Here is a 15,224-nt window from a genome sequence, read left to right as displayed (position 1 = left end):
CTCCATCCGCACGACAGACACAGGAATCGAATCATGACCAGACCGCACATCACTCGTTGGACCAGAGTCGGGGCGCTTCTCGCTGCCGCCGCGCTGACGACGGGCCTCGCGGCCTGCTCCGGTGCCGCCGCCTCCGACCCGGCCTCCCCGGGAGCCGCCTCCGGCACCACCACCGTCACCGTGGGTGCCCTCTCCAACGGAGCGGCGACCGAGACGGACATCGACGTGCCGGTCGTCGACGAGATCCGCGGCACGCTGCCGCAGGAGATCCTCGACCGCGGGACCCTGACGATCGGCGTCGGCGCTCTCCCCGCAGGCTTCCCTCCGCTCGCGTTCACCGGGACCGACACCGAGACCCTCACCGGCTCGGAGCCCGATCTCGGCCGCCTCGTCGCCGCCGTCCTCGGGCTGCAGCCCGAGGTGGAGAACTCCACCTGGGACAACCTCTTCGTGGGCATCGACACCGGAGGCAGCGACGTCGGCTTCTCGAACATCACCGTCACGGAGAAGCGCAAGGAGAAGTACGACTTCGCCTCCTACCGCGCCGACACCCTCGCGTTCCAGGTCCTCGCCTCGAACGACTGGGAGTTCGACGGCGACTACGAGAACCTCGACGGACTCACCGTCGCGGTCAGCAGCGGCACCAACCAGGAGAAGATCCTGCTCGAGTGGCAGGCCCGTCTGCAGTCCGAGGGCAGGTCCCTGGAGATCACGCGACTGCCCGATGCCAACTCCGTCACTCTCGCTCTCGGCTCCGGCCGGATCGACGCCTACTTCGGGCCCAACCCGACGACGGTCTACCAGAACCGGATCTCGGAGGACGGCGCCGACCCGACCCGCAACGCCGGCACGTTCTCCGGAGCGGGCGAATCGCTCGACGGGCTGATCGCGGCGACTGTGAAGAAGGACTCCGGACTCGCCGAGCCGATCGACCAGGCCCTCGGCTACCTCATCGGGAACGGTCAGTACCAGGACTGGCTGTCGGCCTACGGCCTGCAGGACGAGGCCGTGGACGAGGCCCTGGTGAACCCGCCCGGGCTCCCGCTCGACAACAGCTGAGCCGCCCCCGCCTCGGGCGCCCCGTTCGACCAGCGCGGCGCCCTCCGCCCGCTTCCCCGAGGACTCCCATGCACCTGTTCGACTCGCTCACGCGCGAACGACTCGACCGCCCGACGAGCCGCAAGTGGAGCCTCCGCCCCGGCACCATCGGAGCCTGGGTCGCCGAGATGGACTTCGGTACGGCGCCGGCCGTTCGGAGGGCACTGCACGACGCCGTGGCCGGCGACGTGCTGGGCTATCTGTCCCCCTCGACTGCGGGCGAGCTGGGCGAGGCCGCCGCGGAGTACCTCGCTGAGCACTACGCGTGGACGGTCGACCCCGCCCGCGTGCACTCCGTCTCGGATGTCATGGCCGCGCTCGGAGTGGCCGTCACCGAGTTCTCCCGCCCCGGCTCACCGGTGATCGTGCCTACCCCCGCGTACATGCCGTTCCTCACCTACCTGTCGGCCATCGGACGCGAGGTGATCGAGGTCCCGGGAACGATCGTCGACGGCCGCTGGGAGCACGACCTCGACGGGATCGATGCGGCCTTCGCGCAGGGAGCGGGCACCCTGGTGCTCTGCAATCCGCACAACCCGACGGGCTCGGTCCTGCCGCGGTCCGAGCTCGAAGGTCTCGCCGCTGTCGTCGAGCGCCACGGCGGGCGGGTCTTCGCCGACGAGATCCACGCGCCGCTGCGGTTCGACGGCGTCCCCCACATCCCTTACGCCTCGGTCTCGGAGGAGGCCGCCCGGCATTCCGTCACCGGAATGAGCGCCTCGAAGGCATGGAACATCCCCGGCCTGAAGGCCGCGCAGCTGATCACCACGAACGACGCAGACGAGGACGTCTACTCGCGCTTCGGGTTCGCGGTGCAGCACGGCGCTTCGAATCTCGGCGTGATCGCCTCGACGGCCGCCTACCGGGAGGGCGGAGCGTGGCTCGACGAGGTCGTCGACTACCTCGACGGCAACCGGCGCCTCATCGCCGACTTCCTCGCCTCCGAGCTGCCCCGGATCGGGCACCGCACCCCGGAGGCGACGTATCTCGCCTGGTTCGACCTGGGTGCTCTCGGCCTCGCCGATCCCGCGCAGCACCTGCAGCGCGAGGCGGGAGTGACGCTCACCTCCGGACGCCTGTGCGGCGCCGGCTACGCCGACCACGTGCGTCTCGTCTTCGCCATGCCGCGTCCCCTCCTCCTCGAGGCGCTCGAAGCCGTGCGGGCCGCCGTGTGAACGGCGGAGCGCCTTCGCGGGGACTCGACGAGGTGGGACGGCGGAGCACCGAGGCGGGCGGCATCGCACGACAGTGGCGAGGAGCCGTCCTTCAGCGCCTCCGCTCCCTCTGCACCCCCGATGAGGCCGGGCCGCCGGCGGTGGACCGGGCGGCCTCGCGTGTCGAGGCTGTGCAGCTCGCCCACGAGATCGAGCACGGGTTCTTCCGCCCGGTGCCCGGCCGGGCGCAGGATCCGGAGTGAGACGGGGCGGACCCCCCCTTACGTCCCGAAGAGGTTGGCGCGGGTCCCGCCGGGAGCGAGCTCGTCGCGGAGGATCCCGCGGCGGCGCAGGACGGGGACGAGGTCGTCGAGCATCCGGTGCAGGGTGACCGGGTGCAGGTCCCCGGAGAGGAGGAGCCCGTCGCTGCCGCCGTCGTCGCCGAGCTCCTCGACGAAGTCGGCGAACTCCTCCGCGGTGCCGACGAAGCCGGCGCGCTCGGCGACGCGGCCCTTGCGCGCCTTCCTGGTGAGCAGCTCCGGCAGCGGAGCGTCCTCCGTGCCGCCGTACAGGCCGGCGATGGTGCCGTGCGAGACGTGCTCGCCGAACACCGACCGCGGGACGGGGAGGTCCAGGTCCAGCCCGGTGAGGTCGGTCTCCAGGTCGCTCGACCAGCCGAGCGCGATCCGCCGCAGCGCGTCCTCGTCGGGGTGGCGCGACGCCTCGACGACGCGCGCGGCCTCCTCCGGGCTCGACACGATCTCGGGCTTCACGACGAAGAGCACGCGCAGGTCGTCCGCCGTCCGCCCGTGCTGCTCGGCCGCGGCGAGCACGCGCGCCCGGTAGTCGCGCACCGCCCGGGCCTCCAGCGGTGCGAGAGCGAGCTGCACGTCCGACTGCGTGCCGGCGAAAGCCAGCCCGCGGGGCGAGCCGCCGGGGGAGACCACGATCGGGTCGCCGTTCTCGAAGGGGACGGCGTTGAGGGGGCCGTCCACGCGGAAGTGCTCCCCGCGGTGCCGGAACGCGTCGATCCGGGTGCCGTCGGCGTAGCGGCCCGACCCGGGGTCGGCGACCAGCGCGCCCTCGCCCCAGCTGTGCCAGAGCCGGCGGACGACCGCCATCCACTCGTCGGCCCGGTCGTAGGCCGCGTCGTGCGACAGCGGCTCCAGCCCCACGTGGCGGGCGCTGCCGACGTCGGTGACCAGGTTGATCCCGAAGCGGTCGGAGCTGAGGTGCTGAAGGGTCGCCGCCTGCCGGGCGGCGAGGTACGGGGGCGTGATGCCAGCGTTGATCGTCGGTGCCAGCCCGATCCGCTCGGTCGCTGCGAACAGGTACGGCGCCAGGAGGAGCGGATCGTGCTTCGGCCCGCCGTACGCTCCCCGCACCCGCAGGTCGAGCGTCTCCGGGGAGCCGAGCGAGACGGCGTCCTCCATCACGATCAGCTCGAAGCCGGCCTGCTCCAGCTCGCGGGCCGACTGCTGGTAGAGGCCCGGCTTCGTCCAGTCGTGGTTCCACTCCCGGTAGGGGTGCCCCCACCCCTGCGGTCCGAAGCCCCGGGAGAAGAACCAGCCGAAGTGCTGACGGCGCGCCACGCTCACACCTCCGCGAGCGCGGGGAGGGCGCGTGCGCGCACCGCGGCGAGCCCGCGCTCGAGGTCGCGGAGGAGGTCGTCGACGTCCTCGATCCCGATCGACAGCCGGAGGAGCCCGGGGTGGATCCCGGCGGCGGCGCGCTCGGCGGGGGTGCGTCCGGCGTGGGTGGTCGACGCGGGATGCAGCACCAGCGAGCGCACGTCGCCGAGGTGGGTCATGTGGCTGAACAGCTCGACGGCGTCGATGAAGGCGGCCGCGCCCGCCTCGCCTCCGGCCACGGTGAAGGAGAAGACGGAGCCCTGCCCGCGGGGGAGCAGCCGCTGCGCGAGGGCGAACGACGGGCTCGACTCCAGGCCGGAGTAGTCGACCGACACGACCTCGGGCCGCCCCTCGAGGAAGCAGGCGACGGCGAGGGCGTTCGCGGAGTGCCGCTCGACCCGCAGCGACAGCGTCTCGACGCCCTGCCGCAGCAGGAAGGAGTTCAGCGGTGACGGCGTCGGTCCGAGGCGGGAGACCACGATGTCCCGCGTGTACGAGACGAAGGCGCGCCGGCCGTGCTGCTCGGTCCAGCTGCGGCCGCCGAACGACCGCTCCTCCTGGTTGAGGTGCGGGAAGAGCGCGGGGCGCGCCGCCCAGTCGAACGTGCCGGCGTCGACGATCACGCCGCCGAGGGCGGAGCCGTGCCCGGCGAGGAACTTGCTGGTCGAGTGCACGACCACGTCGGCCCCGTGCTCGATCGGGCGGAGGAGGTACGGGGTCGCGAGCGTGTTGTCGACCACGAACGGCAGCCCGTGCCGATGCGCGACCGCGGCCAGCGCCGGGAGGTCCAGCAGATCGTTCTTCGGGTTCGGGATCGGCTCGCCGAAGAGGACCCGGGTGTCGGGCCCGATCCGCCGTTCCCACTCGCCGAGGTCCGACGCGTCGTCGACGAAGTCCACGCCGATCCCGAGCCGCCCGAAGTTCTGCACCAGCAGCCCGCGGTTGCCCTCGTAGAGGCGGCGCGACGAGAGCACCCGGTCGCCGGCCTGCAGGATCCCCAGGAGAGCGGAGGCGGTGGCCGCCTGGCCGCTCGCCACCAGGATCGCCTCGGCGCCGCCCTCGAGATCGGCGAGCCGACGCTCGACCTCCTCGGTGGTCGGGTTCCCGTTGCGGGTGTAGAGGTAGCCCTCGTCCTCGCCGGCGAACCGCTCGCGGGCGTGCTCGAAGCTGTCGAACACGAAGCCCGCGCTGAGGTGCACGGGCGTGACGCGCGCTCCGTGGGCGCCGTCGGGCGCGGCACCGGCGTGCACCTGGCGCGTGGTGAAGCCGGCCGCCGCGGAGGCACGGTCTTCGGGCGCCGGGGTCGAGGTCGCGGCGCTCGCCGCAGTGGTCGCTGTGGTCGCCGCAGCGGTGGTCGCGGTGGTCGCCGGTGCAGTGATCGTCACGGTGTGCTCCTGTCCAGACGCCCTGAAGGCGGATGCCGGGAGCCTGTCAGGCCGAGGGGAGTGCGCGCCGGATCGTGACGGAGTGTGACTGCGAGGGGTGCTGTCGCGGGTCGTGGACGTCGACCGCTCGGAGTCCGCGGGTCGTGCCTCAGCTGTGCGTCGTGTTCGCTCGGATCTCCTCGACGGACAGCTCCGGTGCGCCGCCCGCTGCCGCCGCCGGGTCCATCCAGACGAAGTCCCAGTGGTGGCCGTCGAGGTCGTCGAAGCTCTTGGAGTACATGAATCCGTGGTCCTGCTCGCCGGCCGGGGTCGCCCCCGCGGCGAGGGCCTTCCCGTGGAGGGTGTCGACCTCCTCCCTGCTGTCGGCGCTGAGGGCGAGCTGCACCTCGGTCGAGGTGGTGGCGTCGATGATCGGCTTGCTGGTGAACTCGGCGAAGAACTCCCTCGTGAGCAGCATCGTGGTGATCGTGTCGCTGATCACCACGCTGACGGCGTTCTCGTCGCTGAAGCCCTCGTTGATCGAGTAGCCGAGCGACTCATAGAAGGCCCTCGCCCGGGCGAGATCGGCGACGGCCAGGTTGACGAAGAGCATGGTGGGCATCGGTGCACCGTTCCTGTCGGGACGCCGGTGGCGCGCCGCCGCCGGTCGTGACTGCATGATGATGACCGGCCGGCGGCGGTGTCAAGGAAGCGCTGCCGAGAAGGCGGTTGATGCCCGGCGCGGGGCGTCCGGAGGAGGACTCGGCGCACGGATGCCGCGGATCTGCTGGACTGGCCTCGAGCACCGCAGCACGAGCAGGAGGGAGCGGACGTGATCCGGATCCTCGTCGCCACCGTCCTCGCGGCCGCCCTCCTCGCGGCCGGCTGGACCGCGATCGGACCCTCGCATCCGGTCTTCGCCGCGGTCGCGCAGATGGTCCTCACCAGCTGGGCGGCCCTGACCTTCGGTGCGCGCACGCGTCCGCTCGAGCAGTCCTGGTTCGACGTGGGTCGCCGCGAGCCGGCGCTGCTGCGGGCGCTCGGGGTCGGCGTCTTCGGCCGGCTGCTCGACGTCGTCGGGTGGAACCGCCTCGTCACCCGCGAGCGCGGCTTCGACGGCACGCGCGCGGGACTGACCGCTCTCGATCAGCACACCCGCCGCTCCGAGGCGGTGCACCTCGCGTGCACGGCCGTCGGAGTCGCGCTCGCCCTCGCCGCGACGGTCACGGGTGCGACGGGCGGCGCGGCCTGGCTGCTCGGGTCGACGATCGCCGTCCAGCTCTACCCCGCGCTGCTGCAGCGGCTGGTGCGGGCGCGCATCCAGCGCGCGGGGCGGGCGGCGCGCGGTGCGCTTCACGTCGCGGACTCGGGAGACAGCGCCTCCGGCGGCGGACCGACCACGGCTCTGGAAGGGCGGTGATCACGGGGTCACCGACACGCCGCGATCGTCACCGGGATCGGCCAGGGGATGGCGGCGCGCGAGGACATCGCGAGTCACGTCGGGCGGATCGCGCCGGTCGTCCTCCGCCGCCGTCAGCAGGAGAGCGAGGGCCGTGTCGCCGGGGACCCGCTGCGCTGCGCTGATGAAGCCGACGGCCTGCAGCACGGCGATCGTCCCCGGCGTGAGCGGGGCGCGGGACGCCGCCCAGCGACGGACCTCGGCGTCGTCCGTGTCCTCGGTCAGAGCGTCGGCCAGGAGGCGTGGAGGGAGGGCATGGGCGAGCCGGTCAGTACCCGAAGCCGTGCTCGAGCTCGACGTCGAAGGTGACGTCGTCCTCGCTCGGCTGCACGGGGAACACTCCCGTGAGCGTCCTGGTGCGTTCGCGGATGCGGGCGACCTCGGCCGTGTTGTCCGGCTCCGGGAGATCGGAGGGAGTGGTCTCGGCGACCAGGGCGGCGCCGGCGTTGAGCAGGAACACCGCCTGCACGGTGCCGCCGTCGCCGCCGATGCCGGTGTACTCCACGCGGTCCGCCGTGCTGCTCACGGCGAGGGCGACGCCGTACTCGATCAGAGCGTCCGCCGCGTCGTCTCCGACCAGCATCGTCTTGTTCGCGAAGAGGAGATGCTTCATGCCCCCAGCGTGCGCAGCGCCGAGGCCGATGGGGGAGAGACTTGACAGCTCCGGGGGCGGTCGACAGACGCGACCGCGGCACCCGGTGACGCCCGGTCGCGCCCGGTCGTCCTCGGCGTCGCCGAGACGGCACCCGTGGCGTCGGCCGTCCTCTGAGCAGGTCCGCGTCACAGGGACGTGGATCGACGGACCCGTGCTGATGTCGGCCGCCGAGACACCCGGCCGAGAGCAGGGCGACGTGACAGGCGGTGTCAGCGGACCATTCGCCGACGCCCGCGCCGCTTCTCCCCTCTGAGGATCAGGGCCGCGAGGAACGCGGCGAGGAGTGCGCCGATGGTGTTCATGAACCAGTCGTTCGTGTCGCAAGAGCGGCCGATCGCCGGAACGCACGCCTGGAACACCTCGATCAGGGCGGACAGGCCGGAGACGGCGGCGGCGACGAGCAGGGGCCGGCCGACCGCGACCGCGAGCAGCAGGGCCCCGGGGAGCAGGAGCGCGATGTTCGCGAGGGTGTCGATGCCGTCGAACGGCACCGAGAACTGCACGGTGCAGAAGACCCGCGGCGTCCCGTCGGGCGGATACACGGTCAGCGCGATCCCCACGACGAAGGCGAGCGCGGCGAGGACGAGAAGAGACCTTTCCGTGCCGCGCCGGTGCAGCAGCCAGGCGATCGCCGTGACCACCGCGACCGCGATCCAGAAGGCGATCGGGACGAGCGCGGCGTGGTCGACGAGGAACGTGCTGATCACGGTGCTCCGCTCCAAGGTGTCGGGGTGGCGGGAGAGGAAGAGGCCTTCCGTTGACGGTCGGCCCGCTCACTCCAGGTCGGCTTGTGCCGACGGCCGGCAGGCCTTCGGCGCGAGTCAGCTCCGGAGGGGAGAGCCTGCTGCGTCGAAGCGGTAGCCGCCGAAGGCGCCGCTGAGCAGCGGGCGCGCCGTCGCGACCGCGGCCTGGACCCGGGGGAGGGCGAGGGAGGCCCGATGCGCCTCGGCGCTCTCCCACAGCTCGACGACGAAGACGGTGTCGGGCTGCTCGTCGTCGACCCCGACCTCGTAGAGCAGGCAGCCGGCGTCGACGAGGTCGTCGTTGTGCTCGGTGAGGACGGCGACGAGCTCGTCGCGTCTGCCGGGGACGGCCCCGAGGGTGCCGACGTTCACGAAGGTCATGCCGCGAGGGTACCGCCGAGGACACCGACGGCGGGTGGCCGTCCCGACGGTCGGAGTGCGGTCGGGACGTCACGCTGGACGGAGTCGCCGTGCTCCCGGCTGCGAACCGCAGACCGGTCGCGGTCGGCCCGAGGCCACGCCGGCTCGGGAGGATCGCGTCGCGAGAGAGGATCCCCGGTGGTCCCCGCGATCCCCGTCGGGTCCCACCGGCCAGGCATGGGCGTGCTCGGACCGACGGAGTGCGCCCGATCAGCCGGCGGGCCTGCTGAACAGATTGACGATGTTCCCGTCCGGGTCGCGGACGAGGGTGGAGCGGTTGCCCCACGGCATGGTGCTCGGCGGGAGCACCACGTCCTCGCTCCGGGGTGCGAGCTCGGCGAAGGCGCGGTCGACGTCGGGCACCTCGAACTCGAGCAGCGCGGAGCGGTTCGACGCGGGGACGACGGCGCCGTCGAGCATCCCGACGGTCGTGGTGTGGGCGATCGCGAGGGGCGCGCCCGCTCCGGTGAACTGCGCGAAGACCGGCGCCGGGCGCTCGGCCGGACGGCCGATGACCTGCTCGTAGAAGGCGACGAGGCCGTCGAGGTCGTCGGTGACGAGGCGGAGGGAGGTGAACGGCATGGGGCTCCTTCAGGGGCGGGGACGAGGTGGAGGCACCAGGCTCGCCTGTCGTCGCGACACCGTCCTGTCGGTGTTTCCGCAGATCGTCCTCGTCTCCGCGAGGTCCGCGGCGGCCGTCGACGTCCCGGAGAAGGTCAGTCGTCGACGACGGACCGCAGTCGTCCGTACTGGAGCGCGAGGTCCTCGGCTCGGAGGGTGCGCTGCGGAGGCCGCTCGTCGGTCACCTCGACCGACAGCATCCGGTCGCCGCGGAACGCCCTGACCCCCTCCCGCAGCCGGCACCACGCGATCAGGTACCAGTGCTCCTCCTTCCCGATCGAGCCGAGCGGTTCGACGTCTCGGACCGATTCCGCGCCGCTGCTGTCGCGGTAGCGGAGCCGGACGACACGATCCGCTCGGAGGGCCGTCGCGAACTCCGCCGGGACGACCGCCTCCTCCTCGCTCTCGAGGAAGTGCACCCGGGAGGCGACCGCGCCGGCGCGGGCGGCCACGTCGTCCGGCAGGACCGCGAGCGTCTTCCGGACAGCGGTCCTGGCTGCCTGCCGGAACGGACTGCGCTGCAGCGCGCTGAGGCCGATCAGCACGGCGACGGCCTCCTCCACCGTGAATCCGGCCGGCCCGAGGGTCGCCGACGCGTCGATGACGTAGCCGCCCGTGCGGCCGGGCTCCGCCCAGATCGGCAGACCCGCCTGCTGCAGCGCGGACAGGTCCCGCTCGATGGTCCGCACCGACACCTCGAACCGCTCGGCGAGACGGCGCGCGCTCCGCGGCCGGGGCGAGACCGCCCGCAGCTCCTCGACGAGCCCGTACAGACGATCGGTGCGGTTCACCCGACCATCATCCGCCCGGGCGCGCCAGGTCGCGGTCGTCAGCGGACTCACTGTGCGGCGGTGCTTCCGCTCGACGCGCGATCAGGTCAGCGCCGGCGGTTCGCGGGTGGTCTCGGCCACGGCGGTGAGCCGGGCGGCGAGCCTCTACCGTTGCACCCGTGCCCCTCCTTCTCGCCGACCTGCTGTCGTGAGAGTGTTCGTCGCCTGGCTCGAGCACCGCCAGATCCCGCTCTACCTCGCCGCGATCGCCGCCGGCGCCGCTCTCGGACTGCTGCTGCCCGCCGCGCACCACCTCGAGGTCGCGATCGAACCGGTGCTCGCGCTGCTGCTGTTCGCCACGTTCCTCGGTGTCCCGTTCGCCGCGATCGGACGGTCTCTGCGCGACGGCCGCTTCCTCGCCGCGGTCGGGGTGCTGAACTTCGTCGTCGTGCCGCTCGTCGCCTACGGGCTGTCCCGATTCGTCGCCGACACTCCGGTGCTGCTGTTCGGGGTCCTCCTGGTGCTCCTGACGCCGTGCATCGACTACGTGATCGTGTTCGCCAGGCTCGCCGGAGGGGCGTCCGACCGGCTGCTCGCCGCCGCACCGCTGCTGATGCTCGCGCAGATCCTCCTCCTCCCCGTGTATATGGTGCTCTTCATCGGTCCTGCGGGGGTGGCGGTGGTCGACGCCGGTCCGTTCGCGCGGGCGTTCCTGCTGCTGATCGTGGTGCCGCTGTCCGCGGCCGGGCTGGTGCAGGCCCTGGCGCGCCGACACGTGTCCGGCCGGATCGTCGAGTCCACGATGCTCGGGCTCATGGTGCCGCTCATGACGGCCACGCTCTTCACCGTCGTCGCCTCCCAGTCCGGCGCCGTGGGCGCCTCGGCCGGCCGGCTTCTCGTTCTCGTCCCGCTCTACGCGGGATTCCTCGTGGTCATGACCGCTCTGGGGCTGGGTGCTGGACGCGTCTTCCGACTCGACGTGCCCGCGACGCGCGCCCTCGTGTTCAGCGGCGCGACCCGCAACTCGCTCGTCGTGCTGCCCCTCGCACTCGCGCTCCCGGCACCGCTGTCGCTCGCGCCCGTCGTCGTCGTCACGCAGACCCTCGTGGAACTCGTCGGCATGGTCGTCCTCGTCCGACTGCTCCCTCGGCTCACCCGAGACCGAGCAGCGCGGGCCGGCCCGGTCTGAGGCGGACTCACCAGCGCCCGAGACGACTCGGGCCTGCAGAAGGGTCGCCCGGGGAGTCGCCCGGGAGGTGCTCGCCGGTCAGTCCTTCTCCGGTCTGCCCGCAGTCCCCGCGTCAGCGGGCTCATCGGCCGGGGCGACAGGAGCTGCGGACTCGACCGCGGTGGGCTGGACCGCGGCCGATCTCGCCTCCTTGGCGGCGAGGCGCTTCTTCTGGGACTTGCCGGTGCTGAACGGGCTCACCCACAACCAGGAGAAGCGCCGCAGCGACTGGAAGAGGAACAGCGACGCCCAGAGGGAGAACACCGTCAGGGCGAACGGGAAGACCGTCGCCGGGCCGGTCGGGACATTCGTCTCGCCGAGCAGGGGGACGAACGCGACGACGACAGCGATCACGAAGAGGTGCAGGAGATAGATCTGGAAGCTCTGCTGCCCCATGGTGACGAAGATCTTCAGTGCGCGGACCTTGACGAGGTACTGGGAGCCGGCGATGCCCAGGACGATCGCGACCGAACTGGCGATCAGGATGACGCCCGGAATGCGGTTGGCGTCGAAGGCGACGATCACCGCGATGATGCCGATGTAGGACACTGCGAGCGCGAGCGCCTGCCAGACCTTCACGCGGGCGGCGAAGCGGTAGAACGTGCGGGGGATGAACATCGCCACGAGGAAGAAGATGAAGTTCTGGAGCACCCGGTCCCAGCCGATGTTGTCGGTGTCCAGCAGGCCCGTGGTCGTGGACGCGACGGACAGCAGCCCGGCCACAGAGAGCTGGATCCACCGGGGCACCTTGCGGATCGCCCAGGCGAGGATGCTGAAGATCGCGAGAGCCCAGATGAACCAGTAGCTGCTCGACGGCAGGATGGGGAGCACCAGCACGTTGAGCGGGTCCGTCGGTGAGGTGGCCTCCGACCGTGAGAACGGGACGATGAGGTAGAAGACGACCCGGATGAACGACCACAGCAGATAGAGGTACACCAGCGCGAGGACCCGGCGGCGCCACAGCTCGGCGAACGTCCACGTCAGCATCCGGGCGGCCGTGAGGCCCGCGATGAAGAAGAACACGGGCATGGGGAAGTAGAGCAGCACAGTGCGGAGCTTCGGGACGTACCCCTCGAGGCCGAAGAATCCCAGGAACAACGACGAGTGGTAGAGCACGACGAGACTGATCGCGACGCCCTTGGCGAAGTCGATCCACTCTCGCGACTCGGGGCGCTTCACGACGGCCCCTGCCGTGCTCGATCCCGTCATCCGTCGCTCCTCGCGTTGGCGCACAGGGCGCGATCACTCTTCACCGATTGCTGCGGATCCATTGCGCCCCCAAGATGCTGAATTCGAATCGGATGCGAATGAGCCCCCGGTTCGTTCCCCGTACGGGTTTTGAGAGTACGGGAAAGAATCCGATCGCGGACGAATCGCTGGAGCATCGAGGCGGCCGGGGAGGTCCGGACGCCTCGCAGACACCGGACGACGTCCTGTCCGTGGAGTCGCCCGCTCCACGCCGGAGGGCCTTCGGCGCGATCCGAGCGACGTCGGTCGGTCCGCGACCGCAGACGAATGAACCGTGGAGGGACGCCGTGACGACACTTTCGTCCAGTTCCACGGGTTCGCCACCCGAAGGATGAGACGAAATCGGCCCGCGGCCAGGACACCTCGACCTCTCCGGCATACTCCATGACGTGAACGACGCCACCACCGCCCCCAGTCTCGACGGCCGCGAGTTCGTGATGACCTCCTCGACCAACAGCGCGGTCGACCCGGAGTCGCCGTCGCGGTTCCACTACTCCGAGCGCGACGGAGTGGTCTGGGGCGACTACGTCGGCGACACCGTGACCTTCGGCCGGTTCGTGGGCACGCGCACCGGCGACGCCCTGCAGGTCTCGTTCGTGCACCAGCTGATCGACGGCGGGACCGTGGTCAGCGGCACCGGCGGCAGCCGCGTCGAGCTCGACGGCGAGGGCCTGCTGCGGCTCGTCGAGGAGTTCGAGATCGACGGCGACGACCACGTCAGCATCTGCGTCGAGGTCTGACGCTCAGCGCGCCGCGTCGCGGCCGTTCCCCGCGGTGGTGAACCGCGTCCTGCCGAGCCGGTTCGTCGATCCGGAGCGGTCGGGGATGTCGGAGGGCAGCAGATAGGCCTTGCGCACCACCTCGTCGAGCACGACGACCGAGACCACCGACTTCACCTCTGGCCGGGCCGCGACCACGCCGGTGACGAAGTCGTGCACGCCGCCGATGTCGAGCGAGCGGACCAGGAGCATCGCGTCGTGCTCGCCGGTCGTGATGCAGCAGTACTCGACGTCGGGCATCTGGAGGATGCCCTCGCGGAACCGGTGCCACGACTGCGGGTGCACAGTCACGAACACCAGGGCGCAGACGTCGAGCCCCACCTTCCCCGGATCGACCAGGGCCGAGAACCCGGTGATGATGCCGGATGCGGTCAGCTGCTCGACCCGGTTGTAGACGCTCGCCCGCGAGACGTTCACCCGCTCGGCCAAGGCTGACATCGAGATGCGCCCGTTCTCGCGCAGGACGGCGAGGATGCGCAGATTGAGGTCGTCGAGCCGGCCCGCGCTTTGTCCAGCGACCGCACACGCTGGAGCGGGCGGGCGCGTGAGCGCTGTGGAGGAGGCCCGGGCAGAGGAGTCCGCACTCTGGAGCATGCCGAGGGCCGTGAACCGCAGCCCGCTCCCCGGGGACGGCGCGTTCATGACCGCCGGCTGGGCCGATCCGGAGCCGGTGATCGACCCCGACGAGCCGGTGCTCGCCTACACCGCGGAGCGCCGGTCGCGACTGGCGCAGGCGCTGCCCGCCGAGCTGCTGATCATCCCCTCCGGCCTGCCGCGGGTGCGCTCGAACGACAGCGACCACCGCTTCCGCCCGGGCACCGACCACGTGTGGCTGACGGGCAACGGAGTCGCCGAGAGCGTGCTCGTCGTCGACACGACGGGAGGGGAGGCCGGCTCGATCCTGTACCGGCGTGCTCCCTCCGGCCGCGACGGCGACGAGTTCTGGCAGAACGACGCGCTCGGCGACCTCTGGGTCGGGCCGCGGCCGTCGCTCGCCGAGACGCAGGCAGCACTGGGCATCGAGACCCGGCCGCTGGCCGACTTCACCCGCGACGTGGAGCGGGCTGCGCGGCGGGCCCGGCGCATCCGGGTCCTGCCCACCCTCGACGAGAGCGTCGACGAGCTGGTGCGGAGCATCTGCGGGCCGGAGCTCGGACCGCACCTCGTGCTCAAGTCGACGCTCGACGAGCTGCGCCTGATCAAGAACGACTGGGAGATCGGACGCCTGCAGCTCGCCGTCGACGGCACGGCGCGGGGATTCGACGACTGCCTCGAGGCGTGGCCGGTCGCCCGCGCGATGCCCCGCGGCGAGCGCTACCTCGAGGGCACCTTCGCCCGCCGCGCCCTGGTCGAGGGACAGGGGCCGGCCTACGGATCGGTCGTCGCCTCGGGAGCGCACGCCACGACCCTGCACTACACGCGGAACACCGGGCCCCTCGCCGAGGGCGATCTCGTCCTGATGGACATGGGGGTCGAGCTGCCCTCGCCCTACGCCGCCGACATCACCCGGACCTTCCCGGTCAGCGGGGAGTTCACCCCGCTGCAACGGGACGTGTACTCGATCGTGCTGCGCGCGCAGCAGGCCGGCATCGACTCCCTGCGCGCGGGAGTGCGCTTCCAGGACTACCAGGACGCGTGCGGGCGAGCCCTCACCGAAGGGCTGATCGACCTCGGCCTGATCCGCTGCTCGGTCGACGAGGCCATGGCCCCGTCCGCGTCGTACCACCGCCGGTGGAGCATCTCCCGCGCCGGGCACATGCTCGGGATGGACGTGCACGACTGCAACCACGCTCCGCACGAGACGTACCTCGGCGGAGTGCTCGCGGCCGGCCACACCCTCACCGTGGAGCCGGGCCTCTACTTCCAGCCGGGCGACCTGACGGTCCCCGCCGAGCTGCGGGGCCTGGGCATCCGGATCGAGGACAACCTCGTGGTCACGGAGACGTCGTCGATCCTGCTCTCGGCGGCGATGCCGCGCACGCCCGACGCGGTGGAGGAGTGGATGGCGAGGTTGGCGGGCTGAGAGATCGGGCCCTCGACGCGATCGGCCGACG

General features: G+C 71.7%; 17 protein-coding genes. 6 read left to right on the top strand and 11 right to left on the bottom strand.

Going from position 1 to position 15,224, the window contains the following annotated elements:
• The first annotated feature begins 33 nt into the window (after positions 1-33).
• Both C5C53_RS12665 and C5C53_RS12660 read left to right on the top strand, forming a co-directional pair.
• Positions 34-1,059 (top strand): transporter substrate-binding domain-containing protein, encoded by a 1,026-nt coding sequence (locus tag C5C53_RS12665; protein WP_104267699.1) that lies wholly within the window; start codon positions 34-36, stop codon positions 1,057-1,059.
• A 68-nt stretch (positions 1,060-1,127) separates the two neighbouring features.
• Positions 1,128-2,273, top strand: a complete 1,146-nt coding sequence (locus C5C53_RS12660) for a MalY/PatB family protein (RefSeq protein WP_104267698.1) — start codon at positions 1,128-1,130, stop codon at positions 2,271-2,273.
• A gap of 260 nt (positions 2,274-2,533) precedes the next feature.
• Here the strand turns inward: C5C53_RS12660 and C5C53_RS12655 are convergent, their stop codons facing one another.
• The 3 genes from C5C53_RS12655 to C5C53_RS12645 all read right to left on the bottom strand — a co-directional run bounded on the left by C5C53_RS12655 (position 2,534) and on the right by C5C53_RS12645 (position 5,869).
• Positions 2,534-3,844: an LLM class flavin-dependent oxidoreductase gene (locus C5C53_RS12655; RefSeq protein ID WP_104267697.1), complete on the bottom strand. Its 1,311-nt coding sequence runs from the start codon at positions 3,842-3,844 to the stop codon at positions 2,534-2,536.
• Between the two features lie 2 nt (positions 3,845-3,846).
• Positions 3,847-5,133, bottom strand: coding sequence for an O-acetylhomoserine aminocarboxypropyltransferase/cysteine synthase family protein (locus C5C53_RS12650; RefSeq protein ID WP_104267726.1), 1,287 nt, complete (start codon positions 5,131-5,133; stop codon positions 3,847-3,849).
• A 283-nt stretch (positions 5,134-5,416) separates the two neighbouring features.
• Complete coding sequence (locus tag C5C53_RS12645) at positions 5,417-5,869, bottom strand: VOC family protein (protein WP_104267696.1); 453 nt, start codon at positions 5,867-5,869, stop codon at positions 5,417-5,419.
• A gap of 210 nt (positions 5,870-6,079) precedes the next feature.
• Here C5C53_RS12645 and C5C53_RS12640 point away from each other — a divergent pair, with 210 nt between their 5' ends.
• Complete coding sequence (locus C5C53_RS12640) at positions 6,080-6,667, top strand: hypothetical protein (protein WP_104267695.1); 588 nt, start codon at positions 6,080-6,082, stop codon at positions 6,665-6,667.
• Here the strand turns inward: C5C53_RS12640 and C5C53_RS12635 are convergent, their stop codons facing one another.
• From C5C53_RS12635 to C5C53_RS12610, 6 genes are all read right to left on the bottom strand, one after another.
• The gene (locus C5C53_RS12635) at positions 6,668-6,853 is read right to left on the bottom strand and encodes a hypothetical protein (RefSeq protein ID WP_104267694.1); all 186 of its coding nucleotides are present in this window, start codon (positions 6,851-6,853) and stop codon (positions 6,668-6,670) included.
• A 121-nt stretch (positions 6,854-6,974) separates the two neighbouring features.
• Positions 6,975-7,319, bottom strand: a complete 345-nt coding sequence (locus C5C53_RS12630) for a hypothetical protein (protein WP_104255912.1) — start codon at positions 7,317-7,319, stop codon at positions 6,975-6,977.
• 251 nt (positions 7,320-7,570) lie between these two features.
• Positions 7,571-8,068 carry a VanZ family protein gene (locus tag C5C53_RS12625; RefSeq protein ID WP_181127766.1) on the bottom strand — a complete coding sequence of 166 codons (498 nt, stop codon included), beginning with the start codon at positions 8,066-8,068 and terminating at the stop codon, positions 7,571-7,573.
• 114 nt (positions 8,069-8,182) lie between these two features.
• Positions 8,183-8,485, bottom strand: a complete 303-nt coding sequence (locus tag C5C53_RS12620; protein ID WP_104267692.1) for a putative quinol monooxygenase — start codon at positions 8,483-8,485, stop codon at positions 8,183-8,185.
• 249 nt (positions 8,486-8,734) lie between these two features.
• Entirely contained in the window at positions 8,735-9,106 is a 372-nt protein-coding gene (locus tag C5C53_RS12615) for a VOC family protein (protein WP_104267691.1), read from the bottom strand.
• 134 nt (positions 9,107-9,240) lie between these two features.
• Entirely contained in the window at positions 9,241-9,936 is a 696-nt protein-coding gene (locus C5C53_RS12610) for a YafY family protein (RefSeq protein ID WP_104267690.1), read from the bottom strand.
• A gap of 187 nt (positions 9,937-10,123) precedes the next feature.
• On the opposite strand from C5C53_RS12610, the gene C5C53_RS12605 reads away from it, so the two are divergent.
• Entirely contained in the window at positions 10,124-11,104 is a 981-nt protein-coding gene (locus C5C53_RS12605; RefSeq protein ID WP_258075426.1) for an arsenic resistance protein, read from the top strand.
• A 78-nt stretch (positions 11,105-11,182) separates the two neighbouring features.
• Here the strand turns inward: C5C53_RS12605 and C5C53_RS12600 are convergent, their stop codons facing one another.
• Entirely contained in the window at positions 11,183-12,352 is a 1,170-nt protein-coding gene (locus tag C5C53_RS12600) for an acyltransferase family protein (RefSeq protein ID WP_104267688.1), read from the bottom strand.
• A gap of 428 nt (positions 12,353-12,780) precedes the next feature.
• Between C5C53_RS12600 and C5C53_RS12595 the strand changes: the two genes are divergently transcribed.
• Positions 12,781-13,131 carry a hypothetical protein gene (locus C5C53_RS12595; RefSeq protein WP_258060307.1) on the top strand — a complete coding sequence of 117 codons (351 nt, stop codon included), beginning with the start codon at positions 12,781-12,783 and terminating at the stop codon, positions 13,129-13,131.
• 3 nt (positions 13,132-13,134) lie between these two features.
• Here the strand turns inward: C5C53_RS12595 and C5C53_RS12590 are convergent, their stop codons facing one another.
• On the bottom strand, positions 13,135-13,764 hold the full coding sequence (locus C5C53_RS12590; RefSeq protein ID WP_104267725.1) for an Lrp/AsnC family transcriptional regulator: 630 nt from the start codon (positions 13,762-13,764) through the stop codon (positions 13,135-13,137).
• 10 nt (positions 13,765-13,774) lie between these two features.
• Here C5C53_RS12590 and C5C53_RS12585 point away from each other — a divergent pair, with 10 nt between their 5' ends.
• The gene (locus tag C5C53_RS12585; protein WP_219813980.1) at positions 13,775-15,193 is read left to right on the top strand and encodes an aminopeptidase P family protein; all 1,419 of its coding nucleotides are present in this window, start codon (positions 13,775-13,777) and stop codon (positions 15,191-15,193) included.
• The last annotated feature ends 31 nt before the right edge of the window (positions 15,194-15,224 follow it).

It is taken from the genome of Rathayibacter sp. AY1E3 (genome assembly GCF_002932235.1).
In the GTDB taxonomy this organism is placed as follows: domain Bacteria; phylum Actinomycetota; class Actinomycetes; order Actinomycetales; family Microbacteriaceae; genus Rathayibacter.
The sequence above is the reverse complement of the archived record's forward strand: the minus strand, read 5'-3'. Positions and strand labels throughout refer to the sequence as shown.